Source organism: Streptomyces sp. NPDC085932 (assembly GCF_044540525.1).
In the GTDB taxonomy this organism is placed as follows: Bacteria; Actinomycetota; Actinomycetes; order Streptomycetales; family Streptomycetaceae; genus Streptomyces; species Streptomyces levis.
Map to the genome: position 1 here is coordinate 383062 of NZ_JBITSJ010000003.1, position 24489 is coordinate 407550.

The 24489-nt window shown below is 72.1% G+C and carries 26 protein-coding genes; 17 read left to right on the plus strand and 9 right to left on the minus strand.

The features are described 5' to 3' along the window. Positions 1–25: 25 nt before the first annotated feature. From ACIGAQ_RS17765 to ACIGAQ_RS17780, 4 genes are all read left to right on the plus strand, one after another. On the plus strand, positions 26–1630 hold the full coding sequence (locus ACIGAQ_RS17765; RefSeq protein ID WP_399783763.1) for an acyl-CoA carboxylase subunit beta: 1605 nt from the start codon (positions 26–28) through the stop codon (positions 1628–1630). 15 nt (positions 1631–1645) lie between these two features. Continuing rightward, positions 1646–1855 carry an acyl-CoA carboxylase epsilon subunit gene (locus ACIGAQ_RS17770; RefSeq protein WP_311679970.1) on the plus strand — a complete coding sequence of 70 codons (210 nt, stop codon included), beginning with the start codon at positions 1646–1648 and terminating at the stop codon, positions 1853–1855. 111 nt (positions 1856–1966) lie between these two features. After that, positions 1967–2095, plus strand: coding sequence for a morphogenic membrane protein MmpB (mmpB, locus tag ACIGAQ_RS17775; protein ID WP_094054986.1), 129 nt, complete (start codon positions 1967–1969; stop codon positions 2093–2095). 31 nt (positions 2096–2126) lie between these two features. Then, positions 2127–2747: a Maf family protein gene (locus ACIGAQ_RS17780; RefSeq protein ID WP_399783766.1), complete on the plus strand. Its 621-nt coding sequence runs from the start codon at positions 2127–2129 to the stop codon at positions 2745–2747. Here ACIGAQ_RS17780 and ACIGAQ_RS17785 read toward each other — a convergent pair. Beyond that, the gene (locus ACIGAQ_RS17785) at positions 2716–3192 is read right to left on the minus strand and encodes a hypothetical protein (RefSeq protein ID WP_399783769.1); all 477 of its coding nucleotides are present in this window, start codon (positions 3190–3192) and stop codon (positions 2716–2718) included. The genes ACIGAQ_RS17780 and ACIGAQ_RS17785 overlap by 32 nt on opposite strands. 336 nt (positions 3193–3528) lie before the next feature. Here ACIGAQ_RS17785 and ACIGAQ_RS17790 point away from each other — a divergent pair, with 336 nt between their 5' ends. Then, positions 3529–5301, plus strand: coding sequence for a biotin carboxylase N-terminal domain-containing protein (locus ACIGAQ_RS17790; RefSeq protein WP_311679975.1), 1773 nt, complete (start codon positions 3529–3531; stop codon positions 5299–5301). A gap of 235 nt (positions 5302–5536) precedes the next feature. Here the strand turns inward: ACIGAQ_RS17790 and ACIGAQ_RS17795 are convergent, their stop codons facing one another. After that, a complete protein-coding gene (locus tag ACIGAQ_RS17795) occupies positions 5537–6514 on the minus strand; it encodes a DeoR/GlpR family DNA-binding transcription regulator (RefSeq protein WP_399783772.1) in 978 nt (325 codons plus the stop codon). Positions 6515–6679: 165 nt separating this feature from the next. Next, positions 6680–8128 (minus strand): NAD(P)H-quinone dehydrogenase, encoded by a 1449-nt coding sequence (locus ACIGAQ_RS17800; protein WP_311679979.1) that lies wholly within the window; start codon positions 8126–8128, stop codon positions 6680–6682. Between the two features lie 84 nt (positions 8129–8212). Here ACIGAQ_RS17800 and ACIGAQ_RS17805 point away from each other — a divergent pair, with 84 nt between their 5' ends. The 3 genes from ACIGAQ_RS17805 (at position 8213) to ACIGAQ_RS17815 (ending at position 11531) form a co-directional block, all read left to right on the plus strand. After that, a complete protein-coding gene (locus ACIGAQ_RS17805; RefSeq protein ID WP_311679981.1) occupies positions 8213–8650 on the plus strand; it encodes a gamma-glutamylcyclotransferase in 438 nt (145 codons plus the stop codon). 94 nt (positions 8651–8744) lie between these two features. Then, positions 8745–9569, plus strand: coding sequence for a purine-nucleoside phosphorylase (locus ACIGAQ_RS17810; RefSeq protein WP_311679983.1), 825 nt, complete (start codon positions 8745–8747; stop codon positions 9567–9569). Positions 9570–9899: 330 nt separating this feature from the next. Next, the gene (locus ACIGAQ_RS17815) at positions 9900–11531 is read left to right on the plus strand and encodes a phospho-sugar mutase (RefSeq protein ID WP_399783777.1); all 1632 of its coding nucleotides are present in this window, start codon (positions 9900–9902) and stop codon (positions 11529–11531) included. A 182-nt stretch (positions 11532–11713) separates the two neighbouring features. On the opposite strand, the gene ACIGAQ_RS17820 is transcribed toward ACIGAQ_RS17815, so the two are convergent. Both ACIGAQ_RS17820 and ACIGAQ_RS17825 read right to left on the minus strand, forming a co-directional pair. Next, complete coding sequence (locus ACIGAQ_RS17820; protein WP_311679987.1) at positions 11714–12073, minus strand: DUF6204 family protein; 360 nt, start codon at positions 12071–12073, stop codon at positions 11714–11716. Between the two features lie 101 nt (positions 12074–12174). Continuing rightward, on the minus strand, positions 12175–12879 hold the full coding sequence (locus ACIGAQ_RS17825; RefSeq protein WP_399783780.1) for a PH domain-containing protein: 705 nt from the start codon (positions 12877–12879) through the stop codon (positions 12175–12177). Positions 12880–13003: 124 nt separating this feature from the next. On the opposite strand from ACIGAQ_RS17825, the gene deoC reads away from it, so the two are divergent. Genes deoC through ACIGAQ_RS17840 form a run of 3 tightly spaced genes read left to right on the plus strand, consistent with a single transcriptional unit; the run spans position 13004 to position 16315 of the window. Then, complete coding sequence (gene deoC / locus ACIGAQ_RS17830; protein ID WP_399783783.1) at positions 13004–13966, plus strand: deoxyribose-phosphate aldolase; 963 nt, start codon at positions 13004–13006, stop codon at positions 13964–13966. A gap of 20 nt (positions 13967–13986) precedes the next feature. Beyond that, positions 13987–15423, plus strand: a complete 1437-nt coding sequence (locus ACIGAQ_RS17835; protein WP_399783786.1) for an aldehyde dehydrogenase family protein — start codon at positions 13987–13989, stop codon at positions 15421–15423. After that, the gene (locus ACIGAQ_RS17840; protein WP_399783789.1) at positions 15416–16315 is read left to right on the plus strand and encodes an aldehyde dehydrogenase family protein; all 900 of its coding nucleotides are present in this window, start codon (positions 15416–15418) and stop codon (positions 16313–16315) included. The genes ACIGAQ_RS17835 and ACIGAQ_RS17840 overlap by 8 nt, the downstream gene beginning before the upstream one ends. A gap of 68 nt (positions 16316–16383) precedes the next feature. On the opposite strand, the gene ACIGAQ_RS17845 is transcribed toward ACIGAQ_RS17840, so the two are convergent. After that, positions 16384–16794, minus strand: a complete 411-nt coding sequence (locus tag ACIGAQ_RS17845) for a hypothetical protein (protein WP_399783792.1) — start codon at positions 16792–16794, stop codon at positions 16384–16386. 56 nt (positions 16795–16850) lie between these two features. On the opposite strand from ACIGAQ_RS17845, the gene ACIGAQ_RS17850 reads away from it, so the two are divergent. Then, a complete protein-coding gene (locus tag ACIGAQ_RS17850) occupies positions 16851–17555 on the plus strand; it encodes a uridine kinase (protein ID WP_399783795.1) in 705 nt (234 codons plus the stop codon). 169 nt (positions 17556–17724) lie between these two features. Here ACIGAQ_RS17850 and ACIGAQ_RS17855 read toward each other — a convergent pair whose 3' ends face one another. Further along, positions 17725–18480, minus strand: a complete 756-nt coding sequence (locus tag ACIGAQ_RS17855; RefSeq protein ID WP_311680001.1) for a SigE family RNA polymerase sigma factor — start codon at positions 18478–18480, stop codon at positions 17725–17727. Between the two features lie 237 nt (positions 18481–18717). Here ACIGAQ_RS17855 and afsQ1 point away from each other — a divergent pair, with 237 nt between their 5' ends. The 5 genes from afsQ1 (at position 18718) to ACIGAQ_RS17880 (ending at position 22666) form a co-directional block, all read left to right on the plus strand. Continuing rightward, the gene (gene afsQ1, locus ACIGAQ_RS17860) at positions 18718–19395 is read left to right on the plus strand and encodes a two-component system response regulator AfsQ1 (RefSeq protein WP_010048893.1); all 678 of its coding nucleotides are present in this window, start codon (positions 18718–18720) and stop codon (positions 19393–19395) included. Continuing rightward, a complete protein-coding gene (locus ACIGAQ_RS17865) occupies positions 19392–20999 on the plus strand; it encodes an ATP-binding protein (RefSeq protein WP_399783799.1) in 1608 nt (535 codons plus the stop codon). Before afsQ1 ends, ACIGAQ_RS17865 begins: the two co-directional genes overlap by 4 nt. Continuing rightward, positions 20996–21718: a hypothetical protein gene (locus tag ACIGAQ_RS17870; protein WP_399783802.1), complete on the plus strand. Its 723-nt coding sequence runs from the start codon at positions 20996–20998 to the stop codon at positions 21716–21718. The genes ACIGAQ_RS17865 and ACIGAQ_RS17870 overlap by 4 nt, the downstream gene beginning before the upstream one ends. A gap of 85 nt (positions 21719–21803) precedes the next feature. Then, a complete protein-coding gene (locus tag ACIGAQ_RS17875; RefSeq protein WP_311680009.1) occupies positions 21804–22388 on the plus strand; it encodes a VanZ family protein in 585 nt (194 codons plus the stop codon). Between the two features lie 65 nt (positions 22389–22453). Beyond that, positions 22454–22666: a PspC domain-containing protein gene (locus ACIGAQ_RS17880; RefSeq protein ID WP_094054970.1), complete on the plus strand. Its 213-nt coding sequence runs from the start codon at positions 22454–22456 to the stop codon at positions 22664–22666. An 81-nt stretch (positions 22667–22747) separates the two neighbouring features. Here ACIGAQ_RS17880 and ACIGAQ_RS17885 read toward each other — a convergent pair whose 3' ends face one another. Together ACIGAQ_RS17885 and ACIGAQ_RS17890 are read right to left on the minus strand one after the other, a co-directional pair. After that, positions 22748–23104, minus strand: coding sequence for an ATP-binding protein (locus ACIGAQ_RS17885; RefSeq protein WP_311680011.1), 357 nt, complete (start codon positions 23102–23104; stop codon positions 22748–22750). A gap of 141 nt (positions 23105–23245) precedes the next feature. Further along, the gene (locus ACIGAQ_RS17890; RefSeq protein WP_362277347.1) at positions 23246–24403 is read right to left on the minus strand and encodes an adenosine deaminase; all 1158 of its coding nucleotides are present in this window, start codon (positions 24401–24403) and stop codon (positions 23246–23248) included. Positions 24404–24489: the final 86 nt, after the last annotated feature.

Genomic DNA, 24489 nt, shown 5'->3' on the forward strand with positions numbered 1-24489 from the left:
TGAGCAGGCAGGGAGCCGCATCCCGATGTCCGAGCCGGAAGAGCAGCAGCAGCCTGACATTCACACGACCGCGGGCAAACTCGCGGATCTGAAGCGCCGCATCGATGAGGCGACGCACGCCGGCTCCGCACGCGCCGTCGAGAAGCAGCACGCCAAGGGCAAGCTGACGGCCCGTGAGCGGATCGAGCTCCTGCTCGACGAGGGCTCGTTCGTCGAGCTCGACGAGTTCGCCCGGCACCGCTCCACAAACTTCGGCCTCGACAAGAACCGCCCCTACGGCGACGGCGTCGTCACCGGGTACGGCACCGTCGACGGCCGCCCGGTCGCCGTGTTCTCGCAGGACTTCACCGTCTTCGGCGGCGCGCTGGGCGAGGTCTACGGGCAGAAGATCGTCAAGGTCATGGACTTCGCGCTGAAGACCGGCTGCCCGGTCATCGGCATCAACGACTCCGGCGGCGCCCGCATCCAGGAGGGCGTGGCCTCCCTCGGCGCCTACGGCGAGATCTTCCGCCGCAACACCCACGCCTCCGGCGTCATCCCGCAGATCAGCCTGGTCGTCGGGCCGTGCGCGGGCGGCGCGGTCTACTCCCCGGCCATCACCGACTTCACGGTCATGGTCGACCAGACCTCGCACATGTTCATCACCGGCCCCGACGTCATCAAGACGGTCACCGGTGAGGACGTCGGCTTCGAGGAGCTGGGCGGCGCCCGCACCCACAACGCGACCTCCGGCGTGGCCCACCACATGGCGGGCGACGAGAAGGACGCGATCGAGTACATCAAGCAACTGCTGTCGTACCTGCCGTCCAACAACCTCTCCGAGCCGCCGGCCTTCCCCGAGGAGGCCGACCTGGAGGTCACGGACGAGGACCGCGAGCTGGACACGATCGTCCCGGACAGCGCGAACCAGCCGTACGACATGCACGCGGTGATCGAGCACGTCCTGGACGACGCCGAGTTCTTCGAGACGCAGCCGCTGTACGCGCCGAACATCCTCACCGGCTTCGGCCGGGTCGAGGGCCGGCCGGTCGGCATCGTCGCCAACCAGCCGATGCAGTTCGCCGGCTGCCTGGACATCAAGGCCAGCGAGAAGGCGGCCCGCTTCGTGCGGACCTGCGACGCCTTCAACGTCCCGGTGCTCACCTTCGTCGACGTCCCCGGCTTCCTGCCCGGCGTCGACCAGGAGCACGACGGCATCATCCGCCGCGGCGCCAAGCTGATCTACGCCTACGCCGAGGCGACCGTCCCGCTCATCACGGTCATCACCCGCAAGGCCTTCGGCGGCGCCTACGACGTCATGGGCTCCAAGCACCTCGGCGCGGACCTCAACCTGGCCTGGCCCACCGCCCAGATCGCCGTCATGGGCGCCCAGGGCGCGGTCAACATCCTGCACCGCCGCACCCTCGCGGAGGCCGAGGCGAACGGCGAGGACCTGGAGGCCGTGCGCGCCCGGCTGATCCAGGAGTACGAGGACACGCTGCTCAACCCCTACGTCGCGGCCGAGCGCGGCTACGTCGACGCGGTGATCCTGCCGTCCGAGACCCGCCGGCACGTCGTACGGGGCCTGCGTCAACTGCGCACGAAGCGGGAATCCCTGCCTCCGAAGAAGCACGGCAACATCCCCCTCTAGCCACCAGGAGCCCATATGACGATCAAGGTCGTACGGGGCAACCCGACCCCGGAGGAGCTGGCCGCCGCCCTGGCGGTGGTCAGGGCCCGCGCCGCGGCGGCGGCCGCCACGCCGCCCGGCGCGCCGGCGCCCCGCGACTCCTGGTCCGACCCGTCCCGCATCGCCGCCCGGCGCCTGCCCCAGCCGGGGCCGTCGTCGTGGGGCCGTACGTACTGGCCGGGCTAGAGCGCTCGCCCCCAGGAGCGCGGGGAACCGCGCACGGCGGAGACAACGCGGGGCGCCGATTTGAGTACCCCTACTCAGGCGCCCCGCCCCGCCAGGCCGCACGCTGGACTCATGCTGTGGTCCGACCCCGAGAACGAACCGCCCGAAGAACTGCGGGACATGCAGGGCATGCTGCGGCGGCTGAGCGTTCTCCTGGCCCTGGCCATGGTGCTGGTGATGCTCGTGATCGGTGTGAGGTGAGGGAGCCCGGCACCGCCGATACGCTGAACGCATGACAGATCAGCCGCGCCGCCGACTCGTCCTCGCCTCCCAGTCCCCCGCCCGGCTCGGCCTGCTGCGCCAGGCCGGTCTCGCCCCCGAGGTGATCGTGAGCGGGGTCGACGAGGACGCCGTCACCGCCCCCACCCCCGCCGAGCTGGCGCTCGCCCTCGCCGAGGCGAAGGCCTCCGTGGTCGCGGCCCGGCCGGACGTCAAGGGCGCCCTGGTGATCGGCTGCGACTCCGTGCTCGACCTGGACGGCCAGGCCCTCGGCAAACCCGCCGACGCCGAGGAGGCCACCGCCCGCTGGAAGGCGATGCGCGGCCGCGCCGGCACCCTGCAGACCGGCCACTGCGTCTACGACACGCTCACCGGCCAGTACGTCTCCGCGACCGCGTCCACCGTCGTCCACTTCGGCGAGCCGACAGACGAGGAGATCGCCGCCTACGTGGCCTCCGGCGAACCCCTCTACGTCGCCGGGGCGTTCACCCTGGACGGCCGTTCGGCCCCGTTCATCGACGGCATCGACGGCGACCACGGCAACGTCATCGGCATCAGCCTGCCCCTGGTCCGGCGACTCCTGGCCGAACTGGGCGTCGGCATCACGGAGTTGTGGGCGCCTGCGGAGAAGTGACCGGGGAGCCGCCGTCGCCCGCCCCGTCCCGGGGTGCCGCGCCGGCGGGCTCGGCCGGACGGTCGTAGGTCATCAGCAGCAGCACGATCAGGGCGAGCACCAGCACCATGAACAGGAACGCCGGCCAGCCGACGAGTCCCCAGGTGAAGGCGCCCAGCAGCGCGTGCACGACCGCCGCGCTGATCAGCAGCACCCGCCCGAAGCCCGCCGGGGGCCGGTCGCGCACCGCCACGAGCAGCGCGACCAGGCCGCACAGGGCGAAGTAGAGGCCGAAGGCGATCCCGCCGATCTTCGACGACACCGACATCATGTGCGGGTCGAGCCCGGCCAGCGACATGTCCTGGCGGTCGACGACGACCCCCAGGAACCAGTTGAGCGCCGCGATGCCGAACGCCTCGGCGAACAGCACCACCGCCACGACCCACGCCACCGGCCTGCGCACCACCGCGCCCACCTTCTTCCGTTCGGGACAGCGCGAACGCTACTCACCGGTAAACCGGGGGACAAGGGTCCGGCGGCGGGCAAAGAATCATTGGGCCATTCGTAGGGACTCCACAAAGAAACGGAGTGGCCCGCAGCACGTGATGACAGAGACCTTGACCACAGGGGACGGCTAGGGTTTCCCGGAGGAGCACTGCGTTCTGCGGTGCGACAAGGGATTTCGCGGGTCGAGCGAGCCTCGCATCACGCTCCGTGTGGGCAAGCTCACCACTGGGGACGGGTCGAAGTGCCGTGTCGGCAGTCCCTAAACTCGGCTTGTTTCAAGGAGGGAGCCTCAATCGTGCGCAAGGTGCTCATCGCCAACCGTGGCGAAATCGCTGTCCGCGTGGCCCGGGCCTGCCGGGACGCCGGGATCGCGAGCGTGGCCGTCTACGCCGACCCGGACCGGGACGCTCTGCATGTCCGCGCCGCGGATGAGGCGTTCGCCCTGGGCGGTGACACCCCGGGAACCAGCTACCTCGACATCGAGAAGGTGCTGAAGGCCGCCCGGGAGTCCGGCGCGGACGCGATCCACCCCGGCTACGGCTTCCTCTCCGAGAACGCCGAGTTCGCCCAGGCGGTCCTGGACGCGGGCCTGATCTGGATCGGCCCGCCGCCGCAGGCCATCCGCGACCTCGGCGACAAGGTCGCCGCCCGGCACATCGCGCAGCGCGCGGGCGCCCCGCTGGTGGCGGGCACGCCCGACCCGGTGTCCGGTGCCGACGAGGTCGTCGCCTTCGCCGAGGAGCACGGCCTGCCCATCGCCATCAAGGCGGCGTTCGGCGGCGGCGGCCGCGGCCTGAAGGTCGCGCGCACGCTGGAAGAGGTCCCGGAGCTGTACGACTCGGCGGTCCGCGAGGCCGTGGCGGCCTTCGGCCGCGGCGAGTGCTTCGTCGAGCGCTACCTCGACAAGCCCCGGCACGTGGAGACCCAGTGCCTGGCCGACCAGCACGGCAACGTGGTGGTCGTCTCCACCCGTGACTGCTCCCTGCAGCGCCGCCACCAGAAGCTGGTCGAGGAGGCCCCCGCGCCGTTCCTCTCCGAGGAGCAGCTCGCGGAGCTGTACCGCGCGTCGAAGGCGATCCTGAAGGAGGCCGGCTACGTCGGCGCCGGCACGGTCGAGTTCCTCGTCGGCATGGACGGCACGATCTCCTTCCTGGAGGTCAACACCCGCCTCCAGGTGGAGCACCCGGTCACCGAGGAGGTCGCCGGCATCGACCTGGTGCGCGAGATGTTCCGCATCGCCGACGGCGAGGAGCTCGGGTACGGCGACCCGGAGCTGCGGGGTCACTCGTTCGAGTTCCGTATCAACGGCGAGGACCCGGGCCGCAACTTCCTGCCCGCGCCGGGCACCGTCACCACGTTCGCCCCGCCGTCCGGCCCGGGCGTGCGCCTGGACGCGGGCGTGGAGTCCGGCTCGGTCATCGGCCCGGCGTGGGACTCCCTGCTGGCGAAGCTGATCGTCACGGGCCGCACCCGCAAGGAGGCCCTGGAGCGGGCCGCGCGTGCGCTGGAGGAGTTCCAGGTCGAGGGCATGGCCACGGCCATCCCGTTCCACCGCGCGGTGGTGAAGGACCCGGCGTTCGCACCCGAGCTCACCGGCTCGTCGGACCCGTTCACGGTCCACACCCGCTGGATCGAGACGGAGTTCGTCAACGAGATCAAGCCCTTCACCGCACCGGCCGACGCCGAGGCGGACGAGGAGCCGGGCCGCGAGACGGTGGTCGTCGAGGTCGGCGGCAAGCGCCTGGAGGTCTCCCTCCCGTCCTCGCTGGGCATGTCCCTGGCCCGCACGGGTCTCGCGGCGGGCGCCAAGCCGAAGCGCCGCGCGGCGAAGAAGTCGGGCCCGGTCGCCTCGGGCGACACGCTCGCCTCCCCGATGCAGGGCACGATCGTCAAGGTCGCGGTCGAGGAGGGCCAGGAGGTCAAGGAGGGCGACCTGATCGTCGTCCTGGAGGCCATGAAGATGGAACAGCCCCTCAACGCGCACCGCTCCGGCACGATCAAGGGCCTGTCGGCGGAGATCGGCGCGTCGGTCACGTCGGGCGCGGCGATCTGCGAGATCAAGGACTGACGCACCCCAGCCCAACGCATACGGCGCGGCCCCTCGGGGGGCCGCGCCGCTCTGCTGCCCGCGCCCGCGGGCCCGCGTACCGCTCAGGCGATCCGCCTAGCTGCGGGCAGTCGTGCCGCTGGGGCGGCACGGGTGGGCGCAGCAGCACCCCGCACCGCCGGGCTGCGCAGCACCCCGACCTCAGCGGCAGCGCCGAGCACCTCGCAACCCGCAGCGACTCAACCCACCGCGCCGCTCAACGCCGCCGCAGATCCGCCACCCGGGCCCGCTCGGCCCCCGGCCCCTGCTCCCCGAGCATCGAGGTGGACCGCAATCCACCGCCCCCACCCCCCGGCACCTGCCGCCGAGGCCCGGGCAACGGCACGTCCCGGCGCTGCTGACGCGCCGGGACGGCATCACCCCCGGGGCCTGCCGACCCCGTGGAACCCCCCTGCCCGCCGGCCACGGCGATCTGCACGCCCTGGTCGGCCAGTGCCTGGAGCTCCGTGGCCGCACGGTCGTCGTGGGCGGGCGGCTCGTCCGTCACGAGGCGGGTGATGAGGTCCGTCGGCACGGTCTGGAACATCGTGTCCGTCCCGAGCTTGGTGTGGTCCGCTAGGACCACGACCTCCGCGGCCGCCTGCACCAGCGCCCGGTCGACGGACGCCGACAGCATGTTGGACGTGGACAGCCCTCGCTCGGCGGTCAGCCCGCTCCCGGACAGGAAGGCCCGGGACACGCGCAGCCCGTGCAGGGACTGCTCGGCCCCGCTGCCCACCAGGGCGTAGTTCGAACCGCGGAGCGTACCGCCGGTCATCACGACCTCGACCCGGTTGGCGTGGGCCAGTGCCTGCGCCACGAGCAGCGAGTTGGTGACGACGGTCAGACCGGGCACCCGGGCGAGCCGGCGGGCCAGCTCCTGGGTCGTCGTACCCGCCCCGACCACGATCGCCTCCCCCTCTTCCACGAGATTCGCGGCGAGGTCGGCGATGGCGGTCTTCTCGGCGGTCGCGAGATGGGACTTCTGCGGAAAGCCGGACTCCCGCGTGAAACCGCCCGGCAGTACCGCACCGCCGTGCCGGCGGTCGAGGAGTCCTTCTGCCTCCAGCGCGCGCACGTCCCGCCGTACGGTCACTTCGGAGGTCTGGACGACGCGGGCGAGCTCACGGAGCGACACGGCCCCGTTCGCTCGCACCATTTCGAGGATCAATTGGCGACGTTCTGCAGCGAACACGAAACTGACAGTAACGCCAGCGACCGTCTGCTTTCAGCAGTTTGCGCTGAATAGCAGAAGATGTTCGCACGCGGCAGCGCGAAGTGGTATAGGGCCTAGTCGCCCCGCTTATGCCGTACGCATGGTCGAACACTCCCCGTGACCAGCGAGGAGCCGGTTTCGGCCTCAGCCGTCGCCGTTCATCTTCCGTGTGTGCAACTGGCGTGCCACCTCGGCGATCGAGCCCGACAGCGAGGGGTAGACGGTGAACGCGTTCGCGATCTGCTCGACCGTCAGATTGTTGTCGACCGCGATCGAGATGGGGTGGATCAGTTCCGAGGCGCGGGGCGCCACGACCACGCCGCCCACCACGATGCCCGTGCCCGGCCGGCAGAAGATCTTGACGAAGCCGTCGCGGATGCCCTGCATCTTGGCGCGCGGGTTGCGCAGCAGCGGCAGCTTCACCACCCGGGCGTCGATCTTCCCGGCGTCGACGTCGGCCTGCGTGTAGCCGACGGTGGCGATCTCCGGGTCGGTGAAGACGTTCGACGAGACGGTCTTCAGGTTCAGCGGGGTCACGGCGTCGCCCAGGAAGTGGTACATGGCGATACGCCCCTGCATGGCGGCCACGGACGCGAGGGCGAAGACCCCGGTCACGTCACCGGCCGCGTACACGCCGGGAGCGGTCGTGCGCGAGACCTTGTCGGTCCAGATGTGGCCGGACTCGCGCAGCCGGACACCGGCCTCCTCCAGGCCCATGCCCTCGCTGTTGGGCACGGCGCCGACCGCCATGAGGCAGTGCGAGCCGGTGATGACCCGCCCGTCGGCCAGCGTGACCTCGACCCGGTCGCCGACCCGCTTGGCGGACTGGGCGCGGGAACGGCCCATGACGTTCATGCCGCGCCGCCGGAAGACGTCCTCCAGCACCGCGGCCGCGTCCGGGTCCTCGCCGGGCAGCACCCGGTCACGCGACGACACGAGCGTCACCCTGGAACCCAGCGCCTGGTAGGCACCGGCGAACTCGGCACCGGTCACACCCGACCCGACCACGATCAGCTCCTCGGGGAGCTCGTCGAGGTCGTACACCTGGGTCCAGTTCAGGATCCGCTCGCCGTCCGGCCGGGCGTCGGGCAGCTCCCGCGGGTGCCCGCCGGTGGCGATGAGCACCGCGTCGGCCGTCAGGGTCTCCTCGGTCCCGTCGGCGGCGCTCACCACGACCTTGCGCGACCCGTCGAGCGCCTGCATGCCCTCCAGCCGCCCGCGCCCGCGCAGGACACGCGCCCCGGCCCGCGTCACGGAGGCGGTGATGTCGTGCGACTGGGCGAGCGCGAGCCGCTTCACACGCCGGTTGACCTTGCCCAGGTCGACGCCCACGACCCGGGCTGCCTGCTCGATGTGCGGCGTGTCGTCCGCGACGATGATGCCCAGCTCCTCGTAGGAGGAGTCGAAGGTGGTCATCACCTCGGCCGTGGCGATCAGAGTCTTCGACGGCACGCAGTCGGTCAGCACCGACGCCCCGCCCAGACCGTCGCGGTCGACGACGGTCACCTCCGCGCCGAGTTGAGCGGCCACCAGCGCCGCTTCGTATCCGCCGGGTCCGCCACCGATGATCACGATCCGAGTCACGTACTCCATTGTCCCGCACCCCCCGGCACGGCACCGCCCCGGGGCGGCTCTGTTACGCGAGTGACGCCGTACGGCCTGCCGTACCCTCTCCCCATGTCGCTCTACGCCGCGTACGCCGGCAACCTCGACGCGCGGCTGATGTCCCGCCGCGCCCCGCACTCGCCGCTGCGCGCCACCGGCTGGCTGAACGGATGGCGGCTGACCTTCGGCGGCGAGCACATGGGCTGGGAGGGCGCCCTGCCGACGATCGTGGAGGACCCCCTCTGCCAGGTCTTCGTCTCCCTCTACGACATCGCCCCCATGGACGAGGAGTCGCTGGACCGCTGGGAGGGCGTGGGCCTCGACATCTACCGCCGCACGCGCGTGCGGGTGCACACCCTGGACGGTGAGGAGCCCGCCTGGGCCTTCACCCTCAACGCGTACGAGGGGGGCCTGCCCTCCGCCCGCTACCTCGGCGAGATCGCCGACGCGGCGGAGTCGGCCGGCGCCCCGCACGACTACGTCATGGAACTGCGCAAGCGCCCCTGCTGAGCGACCGCCTCGTCGGAAACGACAAGACAACGATCGCCACCCCGTCAGCTCCACCATCTACGCGCGTAGGCATTCACCGGCTACCCTCGTCGGCGTGAACGCATCTCTTCTTCCGGACGACATCCAGGGCGACCCGCACGCGGCCGCCGACGCCGCCGCGGCCCGCCTGCGCGAACTCACGGGCGCCGAGACCCACGACGTCGCTCTCGTGATGGGCTCCGGCTGGGCCCCGGCCGTGGACGCCCTGGGCGCCCCCGAGGCCGAGCTCCAGGTCACCGAACTGCCCGGCTTCCCGCCCCCGGCGGTCGAGGGGCACGGCGGCAAGATCCGCTCCTACCGGATCGGCAACAAGCGCGCCCTGGTCTTCCTGGGCCGCACGCACTACTACGAGGGCCGCGGGGTCGCCGCCGTCGCCCACGGCGTGCGCACCGCCGTGTCGGCCGGCTGCAAGACGATCGTCCTCACCAACGGCTGCGGCGGCCTGCGCGAGGGCATGCGCCCCGGCCAGCCGGTCCTGATCAGCGACCACATCAACCTCACCGCCACCTCCCCCATCGTCGGCGCCAACTTCGTCGACCTCACCGACCTGTACTCCCCGCGCCTGCGGGCCCTGTGCAAGGAGGTCGACCCCACCCTGGAGGAGGGCGTCTACGCCCAGTTCCCCGGCCCGCACTACGAGACGCCGGCCGAGATCCGCATGGCCCGTGTCATCGGCGCGGACCTGGTGGGCATGTCGACGGTCCTGGAGGCGATCGCCGCACGCGAGGCGGGCGCGGAGGTCCTGGGCATCTCCCTCGTCACCAACCTGGCGGCGGGCATGACGGGCGAGCCCCTGAACCACGAGGAGGTCCTCCAGGCGGGCCGCGACAGCGCCACCCGGATGGGCTCCCTGCTGGCCCAGGTCCTGGGCCGCCTCTAAGGGACGCTTCTGCAGGTCGTCCGGCGGCTGCGGGCCCGTAGTGGCTGGTCGCGCAGTTCCCCGCGCCCCCTGGGGGGCCGCAGCCGCCGTGGTGCGCTCCCGCACCCGCGTACGGCGAGAAGGGGACGTGTCGGGGGGTGTCCGCCCGCAGCGGTTGGCGCGTCGACGGACGGTTGGTCGGTACGCAACCCCATCGCGCCGTTCCGAGGACGGACACCCCCCGGCGCGGCCCCGACCCACCACCCGGCGGCAGGCGAAGACGCGCACCCCCACCACGCCGCAGGCAGACCACACCGCACGCCACCACACCGGAAAGGCTGACACCACACCGTGCACGAGGAACTCATCGCCCAGGCCCAGGCGTGGCTCACCGAGGACCCCGACCCGGACACCCGCGCCGAGCTGGCCGGCCTCATCGAGGCCCGGGACCACGCCGAACTCGCCGCCCGCTTCAGCGGCACGCTCCAGTTCGGTACCGCCGGCCTCCGCGGCGAACTCGGCGCCGGCCCGATGCGCATGAACCGCACGGTCGTCATCCGCGCCGCCGCGGGCCTCGCCGCGTACCTCAGGAAGCAGGGAAACGACAGCGGCCTCGTCGTCATCGGCTACGACGCCCGGTACAAGTCGCGCGACTTCGCCCTGGACACCGCCGCCGTCATGACCGGTGCCGGTCTGCGCGCGGCCGTCCTCCCCCGCCCCCTGCCCACCCCCGTGCTCGCCTTCGCGATAAGGCACCTCGGCGCGGTCGCGGGCGTGGAGGTCACCGCCAGCCACAACCCGCCGCGCGACAACGGCTACAAGGTCTACCTCGGCGACGGCTCCCAGATCGTCCCCCCGGCGGACGCCGAGATCGCCGCCGAGATCGCCGCCGTCCCCTCCCTCACCACGGTCCGCCGCCCCACCGAGGGCTGGGACACCCTCGACGACAGCGTCCTCGACGCCTACCTCGCCCGCACGGACGCCGTCCTCGCCGAGGGCTCGCCGCGCACCGCCCGCACGGTGTACACGGCGATGCACGGCGTCGGCAAGGACGTCCTCCTGGCCGCCTTCGCCCGCGCCGGCTTCCCGGAACCGGTCCTCGTCGCCGAGCAGGCCGACCCCGACCCGGACTTCCCGACCGTCGCGTTCCCCAACCCGGAGGAGCCCGGCGCGATGGACCTGGCGTTCGCCGAGGCCCGGAAGACCGCCCCTGACCTGATCATCGCCAACGACCCGGACGCGGACCGCTGCGCCGTCGCCGTCCAGGACGGCACCGACTGGCGCATGCTCCGCGGCGACGAGGTCGGCGCGCTCCTCGCCGCCCACCTGGTCCGCCGCGGCGCGACCGGCACCTTCGCGGAGTCGATCGTCTCGTCGTCCCTGCTCGGCCGGATCGCCGAGAAGGCGGGCCTGCGCCACGTCGAGACGCTGACCGGCTTCAAGTGGATCGCCCGCGCGGAGGGCCTGCGCTACGGCTACGAGGAGGCCCTCGGCTACTGCGTGGACCCCGACGGCGTCCGCGACAAGGACGGCATCACGGCGGCGCTCCTGGTCACGGAACTGGCCTCGCAGCTCAAGGAGGAGGGCCGCACCCTCCTGGACCTGCTGGACGACCTGGCGGTGGAGCACGGCCTGCACGCGACGGACCAGCTGTCGGTCCGCGTGGAGGACCTCTCCCTCATCGCGGCGGCGATGACCCGCCTGCGCGAGCAGCCCCCGACCGAGCTCGCGGGCCTGCCCGTCACGCGCACCGACGACCTCACCCGGGGCACGGACACCCTCCCGCCCACGGACGGCCTGCGCTACACGCTGGACGGCGCCCGGGTCATCGTCCGCCCGAGCGGCACGGAGCCGAAGCTGAAGTGCTACCTGGAGGTCGTCGTCCCGGTCGCCTCGCACGCCGGCCTCCCCGCGGCCCGCGCGAAGGCGACGGACGTCCTGGAGTCGATCAAGCGCGACCTGTCCATGGCCGCGGGCATCTGACCCGAAGGGCGTCCGGCTCACCGAGCGCCCACCACCGCCGGGCGCCCGGCCGGCCACCGAGCGCCCGGCCGCCGGAGCTCCCCCGTCGGCCACCGGACGCGCCACCACCGGACGCCGCCCCGGGGGAGGCCGTGCAGGCGGGCGGCACGGGCCCCGGGGGGCCGGGCCCGCCCCGGTCCCCTTCAGAAACCCTTCTTCGCGGCCTCCCGCCGCTGCCGCTTGCCCAGGGGCGCCAGAGAGAGGTCCTCGGCCGACGACCTGAGGTTCTTGTAGCCGTATCCGCGCTGCTCCAGCCACGCCCGCGCGGCGTTCTCGGCCCGCTCCGTCGCCTCCAGGATGTCCTCCTCGGCCTCCCCGGAGTCCAGGAACCGGAACGTGAAGGCGGGGCGGGCGGCCACGTCGTAGGACAGGTGCCCCTCGGGTGTGAAGGCCGCGCGCAGCATGTCGTGCTCGGCGGCACGCTCCAGCAGCGCGGCCCGCTGTTCTTCGCTCAGTCCGTCGAAGACACCGCGCACGGTGACGCGGAAGGTACGAGTGCTCATCCCTGGAACCTAGGCTCGCCGCCCCGCGCCGCTCCACCGGTTTTGCTGCCGCCCGCTCCACCGCTCGTGCGGCCGCCCGGTCCCACGGACCGTCCGGGCCGTCAGCCCACCGCCACCAGGATCAGTACCAGCACCGCGCCGGCGAGAGCGGGGCCCATGACCTCGTAGGCCCACCGCACGGTCACCTCGCCCTGCGCCGACGCCGCCTCGCGCCGGTCCTCGTGCAGCGCACGGAGATCGTCCATGATCCGGTCGGTCTCGGCCCGTACCGGCCCGTCGGACACGGGCCCCGCCTCGAAGCCGCCGCCGAGCCCGGACCGCGTTCCGGACGCACCGCCTCGGCCCCCGTCCTGCCCCATCTGCCGCCGTGCCTGCGCCGTCGCCCGCATCTCGCGTCGCGCGGCCCGCTTGCGGGCGCGCAGCGAGACGGGGACGGCCCACAGCTGGTACTTCGCGCCGGACGCGGTGAGGACCTCGTTCGAGTAGGCGGACCGCAGGGAGGCGACCTGCCCCCAGGGCACCACGATGACGCGCCAGGGGTTGCGGATCCGCAGCCGGTCGTTCCCTGCGTACACGGCGGGCCGCAGCGTGAAGGCGACGACCAGCGGCACCACGAGGAGCAGCACGGCGAGCGCCAGCCAGGGCGTGCGGCCCCCGCCGTTGATCACCGCGTCGATGCCGATCCACGCGGCGATGCCGAGCAGCATCACGCCACCGGCGATGGCCGGAACCGACCGGAACACCCGGTCCCGGGACTCGGGCTCCGACGGCTGCGGCGCTGGTGACTGGGGTTCGGGGCTCGTCATGTCTCGATTCTGCCGGACCCGTCCGGCGCTCCGTCATCCGCCCGAGGCTCTCCCGAGGAGGGTCCCGGGAAGAACCGGAGGGCTGTACAGCCGCTACGCGCGTAGATATGCTCGTCTGGTGACCATGCCCAGTTCTGCACTCACCGCAGCTCACCCCCTCAAGGACGTCGCCTCGTCCGACAGCGCGCTGCGCCGCTTCCTCCACGGGCTCCCGGGCGTCGACGCGGTCGGACTCGAGGGGCGTGCGGCCTCCCTCGGCACGCGTTCGATCAAGACGACCGCCAAGGCGTACGCGATCGACCTGGCCATCTCGATGGTCGACCTGACGACGCTGGAAGGCGCGGACACCCCGGGCAAGGTCCGGGCGCTCGGCGCGAAGGCGGTCAGGCCCGACCCGACCGACCGTACGACGCCCGCGACGGCCGCCGTCTGCGTCTACCCCGACATGGCGGCCGTGGCCAAGGAGGCCGTCGCCGGTTCCGGCGTGAAGGTCGCCTCGGTGGCCACGGCGTTCCCGGCCGGCCGTGCCTCGCTCGACGTGAAGCTGACCGACGTGCGCGAGGCCGTCGCCGCCGGCGCCGACGAGATCGACATGGTCATCGACCGCGGGGCGTTCCTCGCGGGGCGATACTTGAAGGTGTACGACGAGATCACCGCCGTGAAGGAGGCCTGCGGCACGTCCGCGCGCCTGAAGGTCATCTTCGAGACGGGCGAGCTCTCGACGTACGACAACATCCGGCGCGCGAGCTGGCTCGGCATGCTGGCGGGGGCGGACTTCATCAAGACCTCCACCGGAAAGGTCGCGGTCAACGCGACCCCGGCGAACACGCTGCTGATGCTGGAGGCGGTGCGCGACTTCCGCGCCCAGACCGGCATCCAGGTCGGCGTGAAGCCGGCCGGCGGCATCCGCACGTCCAAGGACGCCATCAAGTTCCTCGTGCTGGTCAACGAGACGGCGGGCGAGGACTGGCTGGACAACCACTGGTTCCGCTTCGGCGCCTCCTCGCTGCTCAACGACCTGCTGATGCAGCGCCAGAAGCTGGCCACCGGCCGCTACTCCGGTCCCGACTACGTGACGGTGGACTGAGCCCCATGAGCATGGACAACGTGTCATCGGTATTCGCATACGCCCCGGCCCCCGAGTCGCGCTCGATCGTCGACATCGCGCCCTCCTACGGCCTGTTCATCGACGGCGAGTTCGTCGAGGCGGCCGACGGCAAGGTCTTCAAGACCGTCTCGCCGTCCTCCGAGGAGGTCCTGTCCGAGATCGCGCAGGCCGGTTCCGAGGACGTCGACCGGGCGGTGAAGGCCGCGCGCCGGGCGTTCGCGACGTGGTCGGCGCTGCCCGGCTCGGAGCGCGCCAAGTACCTGTTCCGCATCGCGCGGATCATCCAGGAGCGGTCACGTGAGCTCGCCGTCCTGGAGACCCTGGACAACGGCAAGCCGATCAAGGAGACCCGCGACGCGGACCTCCCGCTGGTCGCCGCGCACTTCTTCTACTACGCGGGCTGGGCCGACAAGCTCGACCACGCCGGCTTCGGCGCGAACCCCCGGCCGCTCGGTGTCGCGGGCCAGGTCATCCCCTGGAACTTCCCGCTGCTGATGCTGGCGTGGAAGATCGCCCCGGCACTGGCGACGGGCAACACGGTGGTGCTGAAGCCCGCCGAGACGACCCCGCTGTCCGCCCTGTTCTTCGCGGACATCTGCCGCCAGGCGGGCCTGCCCAGGGGCGTCGTCAACATCCTCCCGGGCTACGGCGACGCGGGCGCGGCGCTGGTCGCCCACCCGGACGTGGACAAGGTGGCCTTCACCGGTTCCACGGCCGTCGGCAAGGAGATCGCCCGCACGGTCGCCGGCACCCGCAAGAAGGTCACGCTGGAGCTCGGCGGCAAGGGCGCCAACATCGTCTTCGACGACGCCCCGATCGACCAGGCCGTCGAGGGCATCGTCAACGGCATCTTCTTCAACCAGGGCCAGGTCTGCTGCGCGGGCAGCCGTCTGCTGGTCCAGGAGTCGATCCAGGAGGAGCTGCTCGACTCCCTCAAGCGCCGCCTGTCCACGCTGCGCCTCGGCGACCCGCTGGACAAGAACACCGACATCGGCGCGATCAACTCCGAGGAGCAGCTCACCCGCATCACCTCGCTCGTCGAGCAGGGCGAGGCGGAGGGCGCCGAGCGCTGGTCCCCGGCCTGCGAACTGCCCGAGAGCGGTTACTGGTTCGCCCCGACGCTGTTCACGAACGTCACCCAGGCGCACACGGTCGCCCGGGACGAGATCTTCGGCCCGGTGCTGTCGGTGCTGACGTTCCGCACGCCGGACGAGGCGGTCGCCAAGGCCAACAACACGCCGTACGGCCTGTCCGCCGGCATCTGGACGGAGAAGGGCTCGCGCATCCTGGCGGTCGCGAACAAGCTCCGCGCGGGCGTCGTCTGGTCCAACACGTTCAACAAGTTCGACCCGACGTCGCCGTTCGGCGGTTACAAGGAGTCGGGCTTCGGCCGCGAGGGCGGCCGTCACGGCCTGGAGGCGTACCTCGATGTCTGAGAAGTCCGAGCAGCAGCGGCTGAGTGTCTTCAAGACCTACAAGCTGTACGTCGGCGGGAAGTTCCCGCGTTCCGAGAGCGGCCGGGTGTACGAGGTGACGGATTCGAAGGGCAACTGGCTGGCCAACGCTCCGCTGTCGTCCCGCAAGGACGCCCGGGACGCGGTCGTCGCGGCCCGCAAGGCGTTCGGCGGCTGGTCCGCGGCGACGGCGTACAACCGGGGCCAGGTGCTCTACCGCGTCGCCGAGATGCTGGAGGGCCGCCGGGACCAGTTCGTGCGTGAGGTGGCCGACGCGGAGGGCCTGGGCAAGTCCAAGGCCGCGGTGATCGTCGACGCGACGATCGACCGCTGGGTCTGGTACGCGGGCTGGACCGACAAGATCGCCCAGGTGGTCGGCGGCGGCAACCCGGTCGCGGGCCCGTTCTTCAACCTCTCCTCCCCCGAGCCGACGGGCGTCGTCGCCGTGCTGGCGCCGCAGGAGTCGTCGTTCCTGGGCCTGGTGTCGGTGCTCGCCCCGGTGATCGCCACCGGCAACACGGCGGTCGTGGTGGCCAGCGAGAAGGCCCCGCTGCCTGCGCTGTCCCTGGCCGAGGTGCTGGCCACCTCGGACGTGCCCGGCGGCGTGGTCAACGTCCTCTCGGGCCGCACGGCGGAGATCGCCACCCCGCTCGCCGCCCACCAGGACGTCAACGCGATCGACCTCGCGGGCGCCGACGAGGTGCTGGCGAAGGAGCTGGAGATCGCCGCGGCCGACAACCTCAAGCGCGTGCTGCGTCCACAGCCTGTGGATTACGCGCGGACACCCGGCACCGACCGCATGACGGCGTTCCTGGAGACCAAGACGGTCTGGCATCCGACGGGTTCGCTGGGCGCCTCGGGTTCCTCCTACTAGGAGTCCCCGCAGCCGGAGCCCCGGCCCTCCTCCGTCCGGGAGGGCCGGGGCTTCTTCCATGGGCGCGCCTACTGCTGCCGGGACAGCAGCCCCGCGACCTGCCCCACCACCGGGATGCCCGCGATCGACTGCGCCTGCGCCACCGGTCCCGTCAGCGCCTGCGAGGTCATCGGCTTGAAGTCGGCGAGCTGGGTGCCGACGCCGTTGTCGAGCGGGTCGACTCCCGTGCCGGCGAGCGGGTTGGGCTTGAGACCGGCGACCGGGCCGGTGACGTAGCCGAGCGTGCCTGTCGCGGCCTGGAGGCCGGACTGGGGGTCGATCCTGCCGAGGTCGGTGGGCCGCGTGTTGACCACGCCGAGGAGGGACGTGGTGTCCGCCGCGGCCGTCGTCGTGCCCGCGCCCAGCGCCGCCCCCGCGGTGGCGAGGAGGGCCAGAGCGCGCCGGGCGGTCGGCTTCTTGGGGGAGTCGTGTCGGGCCATCGCTGCCACCTTCTGATGCACTCGGTAACCGAATCAACGCGAAGGGTAGTTGAGGTGTGACGCGCGCATCAAAGCCGACCCGCGGGGTCGTACGGCCCCCGATGGATGCCTCACACTGGTGTCCCGTGAGTTCCCCTCTGCCCATACCCACGCGAGTCGTGCTGCTCTGCGGCCCCTCCGGCTCCGGCAAGTCCCTCCTCGCGGCCCGCTCCGGCCTCCCGGTGCTGCGGCTCGACGACTTCTACAAGGAGGGCGACGACCCGACACTGCCCCTGGTGGCGGGGAGCTCCGACATCGACTGGGACCACCCGAAGTCCTGGGACGCGGAGGCGGCCGTGGCCGCCATCGTCGAGCTGTGCGGCACGGGCCGTACGGACGTTCCCCTCTACGACCTCTCGTTGAGCGCCCGGACCGGCGCCGAGACGGTCGACATCGGCCGGACCCCGCTGTTCATCGCCGAGGGCATCTTCGCCGCCGAGATCGTCACGCGCTGCCGGGAGCTGGGCGTCCTCGCCGACGCGCTGTGTCTGAGTCGCGGCCCGGTGAAGACCTTCCGCCGCCGCTTCCTGCGGGATCTGCGCGAGGGCCGCAAGTCGGTGCCGTTCCTGCTGCGCCGCGGCTGGCGCCTGATGCGGCAGGAGCGCTCGATCGTCGCCCGCCAGACCGCGCTGGGCGCGTACGCCTGTGACCGCGACGAGGCGATGGGCCGGCTGGCGGACGCTGCGGCGGGCCGCTGCGCGGGGCTGCGCACGGCGGCCTGAGCGGACGGCGGGCACACGAAAAAGCGGGACTGGACGGACCCCCCGGCCCTCCAGTCCCGCTCCCCGTTTCCCCCGTGTCCCCCCGTGTCCCCACTCTCCTGGGGAGACGCCCCCCAGCGTCTCCACAGATCCCCCGTGGGCCCCCTCTTGTGGTGCTCCCCCCCAGCCTTCAGGCGACGAGCTCGCCGAAGGCGTCCTCCTCGTCACGGCCGAAGCTGAGGACCTCGTCCTCGCGCAGCCGGCGGAGCGACCGCCAGATGCTGGACTTCACCGTGCCGACACTGATGTCGAGGATCTCCGCGATCTCCGGGTCCGTACGGCCCTCGTAGTAGCGCAGGACCAGCATGGTGCGCTGGAGCTCGGGCAGCCGGGCCAGCGCCTGCCACAGGACCGCGCGCAGCTCGGTGCCGCGCATCGCGTCCGTGTCACCGGGCGTCTCCGGCAGTTCCTCGGTCGGGTACTCGTTGAGCTTGCGGCGCCGCCAGGCGCTGATGTGCAGGTTGGTCATGGTGCGGCGGAGGTATCCGCCGACCGCGGCCTTGTCGCTGATCCGGTCCCACGCCCGGTAGGTCGAGAACAGCGCGCTCTGCAGCAGGTCCTCGGCCTCGAAGCGGTCGCCGGTGAGGTGGTAGGCGGTGGCGTACAGGGAGGCGCGGCGCTCCTGGACGTAGGCGGTGAACTCCGCCTCGGTCAGCGAACGACGCTCCCCCGAGTCCTCCCCGTACGCGGCTCCCCCGTGAACCGCCCCCGTCCCCTTGCTCTCCCCCGTGCGTGCGTCGACCACCGTCATGAACGCGGTGTGCTGACGCCCGGCGCCGCGAGCGCACCCCCGCCCGCTCACGGCACCGGACTTCTCCGGACCCCGGTGCACGTCGTGCAGACGCGTGATCACTGCGCTGGTGCTGGTGCCGTGCAGCGTGTTCATCTCGCGCCCCCCGTCGTGGACTTCCGGTGTGCGGCCCGCCGGTCGGGCGGGCTTCCTTGCCTGTGCCGAAAAGCTTGCCGCGGCACTTTCATCGCCGTGTCCGCCGACTGTCACAGACCTGTCACAGGGGTCGGCCACAGGACGAACACACCTCGTCCACAGGGTTCGCCGGTGCCCGCGGCATCCTGTCGGGCCCACCGGTCGAACCCCGAGCCCTCCATGGGCCAGAATGAGCCCGTGCCTTCCCTGTTGCTGATCGAGGACGACGACGCCATCCGGACGGCCCTGGAGCTCTCTCTGACGCGCCAGGGCCACCGCGTGGCGACCGCTGCCAGTGGTGAGGACGGTCTGAAGCTGCTGCGCGAGCAGCGGCCGGATCTGATCGTGCTGGACGTGATGCTGCCCGGCATCGACGGGTTCGAGGTGTGCCGGCGCATCCGGCGCACGGACCAGTTGCCGATCATTCTGCTGACCGCGCGCAGCGACGACATCGACGTGGTGGTCGGGCTGGAGTCCGGCGCCGACGACTACGTGGTGAAACCGGTGCAGGGGCGGGTGCTGGACGCCCGGATCCGGGCCGTGCTGCGGCGCGGCGAGCGGGAGTCCAACGACGCGGCGACGTTCGGCAGCCTGGTCATCGACCGCTCGGCGATGACCGTGACGAAGAACGGCGAGGACCTCCAGCTCACGCCGACCGAGCTGCGGCTGCTGCTGGAGCTGAGCCGGCGGCCGGGGCAGGCGCTGTCCCGGCAGCAGCTGCTGCGGCTGGTGTGGGAGCACGACTACCTGGGCGACTCGCGACTGGTGGACGCCTGCGTCCAGCGGCTGCGCGCCAAGGTCGAGGACGTGCCGTCGTCCCCGACGCTGATCCGTACCGTGCGGGGTGTCGGCTACCGGCTGGATCCGCCTCAGTGACCCAGCAGGACCCGGGGGGTAACCGCGGCTGGACCGCGGCACGCAAGGGAGTTCTGTCGCGGCTGCGCTTCACCAGCCTGCGGCTGAGGCTGGTCCTCGTCTTCGGCCTGGTGGCCCTGACGGCGGCCGTGTCGGCGTCCGGCATCGCGTACTGGCTCAACCGCGAGGCCGTGCTCACCCGCACCCAGGACGCGGTCCTGCGGGACTTCGAGCAGGAGATGCAGAACCGGGCGAGCGCGCTGCCCGAGCAGCCGACCCAGGACGAATTGCAGCACACCGCGGGCCAGATGGCCGGCAGCGACCAGCGCTTCAGCGTGCTGCTGGTGGCCCGCAACGCCGACGGGAAGACCGTCTACGGCAGCTCCGGCGGGCTGAGCGGCTTCTCGCTGCGGGACGTGCCGGTGTCGCTGCGCACCGCGGTGAACAAGACGCAGAAGGTCGACGGGACCAACAAGCACCCGCACCACCTGTACTGGCAGCGGATAGTCGACCACGACACCCCCTACCTCGTGGCGGGCACGCGGGTGATCGGCGGCGGCCCGACCGGCTACATGCTCAAGTCGCTGGAGCCGGAGGCCAAGGACCTCAACTCGCTGGCCTGGTCGCTGGGGATCGCCACGGGCCTGGCCCTGATCGGCTCGGCGCTGCTCGCGCAGGCCGCGGCGACGACCGTGCTGAAGCCGGTCCAGCGGCTCGGGGCGGCCGCCCGACGGCTCGGCGAGGGCAAGCTGGACACCCGGCTGCGGGTGTCCGGGACCGACGAACTGGCCGATCTGTCGCGGACGTTCAACAACGCGGCCGAGGCGCTGGAGAAACGGGTCGCCGACATGGCCGCGCGGGACGAGGCGTCCCGGCGCTTCGTGGCGGACATGAGCCACGAGCTGCGCACGCCGCTCACCGCCATCACCGCCGTCACGGAGGTGCTGGAGGAGGAGCTGGAGGCGGAGACCGGGAGCATGGACCCGATGATCGAGCCGGCCGTACGGCTCGTCGTCAGCGAGACCCGGCGGCTGAACGACCTGGTCGAGAACCTGATGGAGGTCACCCGCTTCGACGCGGGCACCGCGCGGCTCGTCCTGGACGACGTCGACATCGCCGACCAGATCACCGCCTGCATCGACGCCCGCGCCTGGCTGGACGCGGTCGAGCTGGACGCCGAGCGCGGCATCCACGCCCGGCTTGACCCCCGCCGGCTGGACGTCATCCTGGCCAACCTCATCGGCAACGCGCTCAAGCACGGCGGCTCCCCGGTGCGGGTGTCCGTGCGTGAGGAGGACGACTCGCTCGTCATCGAGGTGCAGGACCACGGGCCCGGCATCCCCGAGGATGTCCTGCCGCACGTCTTCGACCGCTTCTACAAGGCCAGCGCCTCCCGGCCGCGCTCCGAGGGCAGCGGGCTCGGCCTGTCCATCGCCCTGGAGAACGCCCACATCCACGGCGGCGAGATCACCGCGGCCAACTCCCCCGACTCGGGCGCGGTGTTCACCCTGCGCCTGCCCCGGGACTCCGCCGAGCCCGGGGAGCGGCCCTCCGGGGACGGCGACGAGCCGGGGGACGAAGCGGACCACGGCACAGGTCAGGACGCGAAGGGGGACGCCCGATGACCGTACGACGTCCACGGGCGGCGGCGGCGGCCCGCGGTGCGGGCCCGGTGGCGCCCGGGCGGGCCCTCACGGCCCCGGTGGCGAGGAGGACCCGGGACGGGGGGTGGCGGCGCCCGGCGCGCGTGTCCCGGCTGGCCGGCCTCCCGGTGCTCGCCGTGCTGCTGGCCGGGTGCGGGATCCGGGCCACCGAGGTGCCGACGAACTTCGGGCCCGCGCCCTCGCGGGTGCAGTGCTCGCTCACCGAGCCGGACGGCTCGACACAGGCCGCCCGCGGGCTGCCGGTGCAGGTGTTCCTGCTGTGCGGCTCCCAGCTCGTCACCGTCGACCGGACCGTACGGGTCCCGGACGGCGCGGCCGACTCCGAGCGGCGCGTGCTGATCGCGCAGGGCCTGCTGGACCAGCTCGCCCAGCCGCCGTCGCCCGCCGAGAAGGAGGCCGGGTACAGCACGGACGTCCGCGGCGGCATCGCCGTGGGCGGGCCCCGGCCCGGCGACCCGGACGACACGCTGCGGCTCGGCACGGCGCCGGACAGCCTCACCTCCTACGCCCTCGCGCAGATCGTCTGCACGTTCTCCGACTCGGCGGCCGCCGAGGGCGACGGCTCCGTGGTCCTGGCGGGCCCGGGCGCCGAACCGCCGCGCCGCTACGAGTGCACCGACGAGGTGCGGTCCCGCCCGGGGAGTACGGAACCGCCCTCCAAGGAGGTCGCCGCGGAGTGACGCGGCCCGGCTGTGGCGCATGCCTCACCGGCGTCCCGGGGCCCCTCCCGGAACCGTTCCTGCCGCGGACGGCGTCTAGGGGGGCGTGCAGCGTCAAGGCTCCATCGGCGGCAGCGCCGCGTTCCGTGTCCGGGTGGCAGGAGGTGTCCTCCTCGTCGCGCATCTCGCGTTCGTCGCCTGGTTGACGCTGCGGCCGCTGGACGTGCCCTGGGTGATGCCCGCCAATCTGCGGCCCTTCGCCGGCATCCGGGCCGACCTGGCCCTGGGCTGGCCCGAGGCGGTCCGCCCCATCGGGGAGAAGCTGGCCCTGCTCGCCCCGCTCGGCGTGCTGCTGCCGATGGTGGGCGGCCGGCTGACCGTCTCACCCCTGGTGTCGCTGCTGCGCACCGCCGCGGCCGGCGCCCTGCTCTCGCTCGGCATCGAACTGCTGCAGACCGGCGTTCCCGGCCAGGTCGTGGACGTGGACTCGCTGTTCCTGAACACCGCGGGCGTCGCCCTCGCGCATCTCGCGCTGGTGCCCGCCGGCCGCTCCTGGCTGCGCCGTCGCACCACCGCCTGCCCGCCCCGTGCGCCCCTGCTCGTGGAGGAGCCGGCTCAGGGTCGGACCCCGACGATTCCCAGGGTCGGGATCGCCCCGTGGAGCGACGTTTTGCCGCCTTCGTCTCCGTAGCGTGGAGCGCAGATGGGGTACTCGGAGAAGAGGCCTCACGCACACCGACGTTGAAGGAGTCGCACATGTCCCGCCTCGCCCGCCCCACCCACGGCCGCATGATCGGCGGAGTGTGCGCCGCACTGGCACGGCGCTTCGGCACCTCCGCGACGACGATGCGGGTGATCTTCCTGGTCTCGTGCCTGCTGCCCGGCCCGCAGTTCCTGCTGTACATCGCCCTGTGGATCCTGCTGCCCTCGGAGAGCGGCACGCAGAGCAAGGCGCAGACCGCCTGGTGACGCACGCGCGCGAAAACGCCGCTGGGGCGCACCCCGTGTCCGGGGTGCGCCCCAGCGGTGTGTGTCCGCCTGGGCGTACGGTCAGCCGACCGGAACGCCGTTCACCGGCAGGCCGTGCGTGGGCAGGCCCTGCACCGGGAGGCCGCCCAGCAGCTTGGCGGCGGGACCGGTCGGGCCCTCGGCCAGCAGCTGCTCGGCGACGGGCTGGGCGGCGGCGAGACCGGCACCGGCCGCCGTCTGCCCCTGGCCCAGCGCCTCGCCCGAGCCCGGCAGCGTCTGGGAGAGCTGCTCCGCCGGGAGCGCCGTGGTGACGGTCTCGAGCGTCTGGGCGGTGTCCGGGAGGGCCGGGGCGGCGGCGTTGGCGGCACCGGCGCCGGCGGCGGCGAAGGCGGCACCGAGAGCGGCGACACCGAGGGACTTGGCAGCAGACTGCTTCATGAAAGGCGTCCTCGTAATGGGATGACGGGGTGTGTGAGCGGTCCAGCGACCGTAGACACCCCGCACCGCCCGCCGCAAACATCGAAATGCGGACGGATTGTGAACACCGTCCGCATCCGCCGTGCGTGGATTTCTGCCCGGTCAGCCGTCGGAAGGTGAAGAACCGCTGGTGGAGGCGGTCTGGCGGAACAGCCATTCGGATTTCAGCTCGGCATATCCCGGCTTGATCACGTCATTGATCATGGCCAGTCGTTCATCGAAAGGAATGAACGCTGATTTCATCGCATTGACGGAGAACCACTGCATGTCGTCGAGCGTGTAACCGAATGCCTCGACAAGGTGCTCGAATTCCCGGCTCATGCTGGTGTGGGACATCAGGCGGTTGTCCGTGTTGACCGTGGCCCGGAAGTGCAGCCGGCGCAGCAGCCCGATGGGGTGCTCGGCGTAGGAGGACGCGGCCCCGGTCTGGAGGTTGGAGCTCGGGCACAGCTCCAGCGGGATGCGCTTGTCCCGGACGTACGAGGCGAGCCGCCCGAGTTCGACGCGGCCGTCCTCGTGCACCTGGATGTCGTCGATGATCCGCACCCCGTGCCCGAGCCGGTCGGCGCCGCACCACTGCAGGGCCTGCCAGATGGAGGGCAGTCCGAAGGCCTCGCCGGCGTGGATGGTGAAGTGGTTGTTCTCGCGCTTGAGGTACTCGAAGGCGTCGAGGTGCCGGGTGGGCGGGTAGCCGGCCTCGGCGCCCGCGATGTCGAAGCCGACGACGCCCAGGTCCCGGTAGCGGTTGGCGAGTTCGGCGATCTCCAGGGCCCGGGCGGCGTGCCGCATGGCGGTGAGCAGGGCGCCGACCCGGATGCGCTGTCCGTTCTCCCGGGCACGCCGCTCCCCTTCCCGGAAGCCCTCGTTGACGGCCTCGACGACCTCTTCGAGGCTCAGGCCGCCCTGGAGGTGCTGCTCGGGCGCGTAGCGCACCTCGGCGTAGACGACACCGTCCGCGGCGAGGTCCTCGGCGCACTCGGCGGCGACCCGGGCCAGGGCGTCACGGGTCTGCATGACGGCGACGGTGTGGGAGAACGTCTCCAGGTACCGCTCCAGGGAGCCGGAGTCGGCGGCCTCGCGGAACCAGACGCCGAGCTTCTCCGGGTCGGTCTCGGGGAGCTGGGTGTAGCCGTTGTCGCGGGCGAGTTCGACGATCGTGGCGGGGCGCAGGCCGCCGTCGAGATGATCGTGCAGCAGAACCTTGGGCGCCCGGCGGATCTGATCCGGAGTCGGGGTGTTCGCGATGGTCTGGCTCGTCATTTCCGCACTCTAACTCCTACGCGCGTAGACGGCGCGTCCTCGGCTGCTTTACGTTTCCGTCGATACGTAACGGTGACCCCGAGGAC

What these genes read in the sequence shown, in the direction of transcription:
- mmpB (WP_094054986.1), top strand. Translation starts at nt 1,967, where the DNA reads ATGCTGTGGTCCGACCCCGAGAACGAACCGCCCGAAGAACTGCGGGAC.
- ACIGAQ_RS17770 (WP_311679970.1), top strand. Translation starts at nt 1,646, where the DNA reads ATGACGATCAAGGTCGTACGGGGCAACCCGACCCCGGAGGAGCTGGCC.
- ACIGAQ_RS17840 (WP_399783789.1), top strand. Translation starts at nt 15,416, where the DNA reads ATGTCTGAGAAGTCCGAGCAGCAGCGGCTGAGTGTCTTCAAGACCTAC.
- ACIGAQ_RS17855 (WP_311680001.1), bottom strand. Translation starts at nt 18,480, where the DNA reads ATGAACACGCTGCACGGCACCAGCACCAGCGCAGTGATCACGCGTCTG.
- ACIGAQ_RS17845 (WP_399783792.1), bottom strand. Translation starts at nt 16,794, where the DNA reads ATGGCCCGACACGACTCCCCCAAGAAGCCGACCGCCCGGCGCGCTCTG.
- ACIGAQ_RS17800 (WP_311679979.1), bottom strand. Translation starts at nt 8,128, where the DNA reads ATGGAGTACGTGACTCGGATCGTGATCATCGGTGGCGGACCCGGCGGA.
- ACIGAQ_RS17805 (WP_311679981.1), top strand. Translation starts at nt 8,213, where the DNA reads ATGTCGCTCTACGCCGCGTACGCCGGCAACCTCGACGCGCGGCTGATG.
- ACIGAQ_RS17820 (WP_311679987.1), bottom strand. Translation starts at nt 12,073, where the DNA reads ATGAGCACTCGTACCTTCCGCGTCACCGTGCGCGGTGTCTTCGACGGA.
- ACIGAQ_RS17880 (WP_094054970.1), top strand. Translation starts at nt 22,454, where the DNA reads ATGTCCCGCCTCGCCCGCCCCACCCACGGCCGCATGATCGGCGGAGTG.
- ACIGAQ_RS17765 (WP_399783763.1), top strand. Translation starts at nt 26, where the DNA reads ATGTCCGAGCCGGAAGAGCAGCAGCAGCCTGACATTCACACGACCGCG.
- ACIGAQ_RS17870 (WP_399783802.1), top strand. Translation starts at nt 20,996, where the DNA reads ATGACCGTACGACGTCCACGGGCGGCGGCGGCGGCCCGCGGTGCGGGC.
- ACIGAQ_RS17825 (WP_399783780.1), bottom strand. Translation starts at nt 12,879, where the DNA reads ATGACGAGCCCCGAACCCCAGTCACCAGCGCCGCAGCCGTCGGAGCCC.
- ACIGAQ_RS17885 (WP_311680011.1), bottom strand. Translation starts at nt 23,104, where the DNA reads ATGAAGCAGTCTGCTGCCAAGTCCCTCGGTGTCGCCGCTCTCGGTGCC.
- ACIGAQ_RS17890 (WP_362277347.1), bottom strand. Translation starts at nt 24,403, where the DNA reads ATGACGAGCCAGACCATCGCGAACACCCCGACTCCGGATCAGATCCGC.
- ACIGAQ_RS17780 (WP_399783766.1), top strand. Translation starts at nt 2,127, where the DNA reads ATGACAGATCAGCCGCGCCGCCGACTCGTCCTCGCCTCCCAGTCCCCC.
- deoC (WP_399783783.1), top strand. Translation starts at nt 13,004, where the DNA reads ATGCCCAGTTCTGCACTCACCGCAGCTCACCCCCTCAAGGACGTCGCC.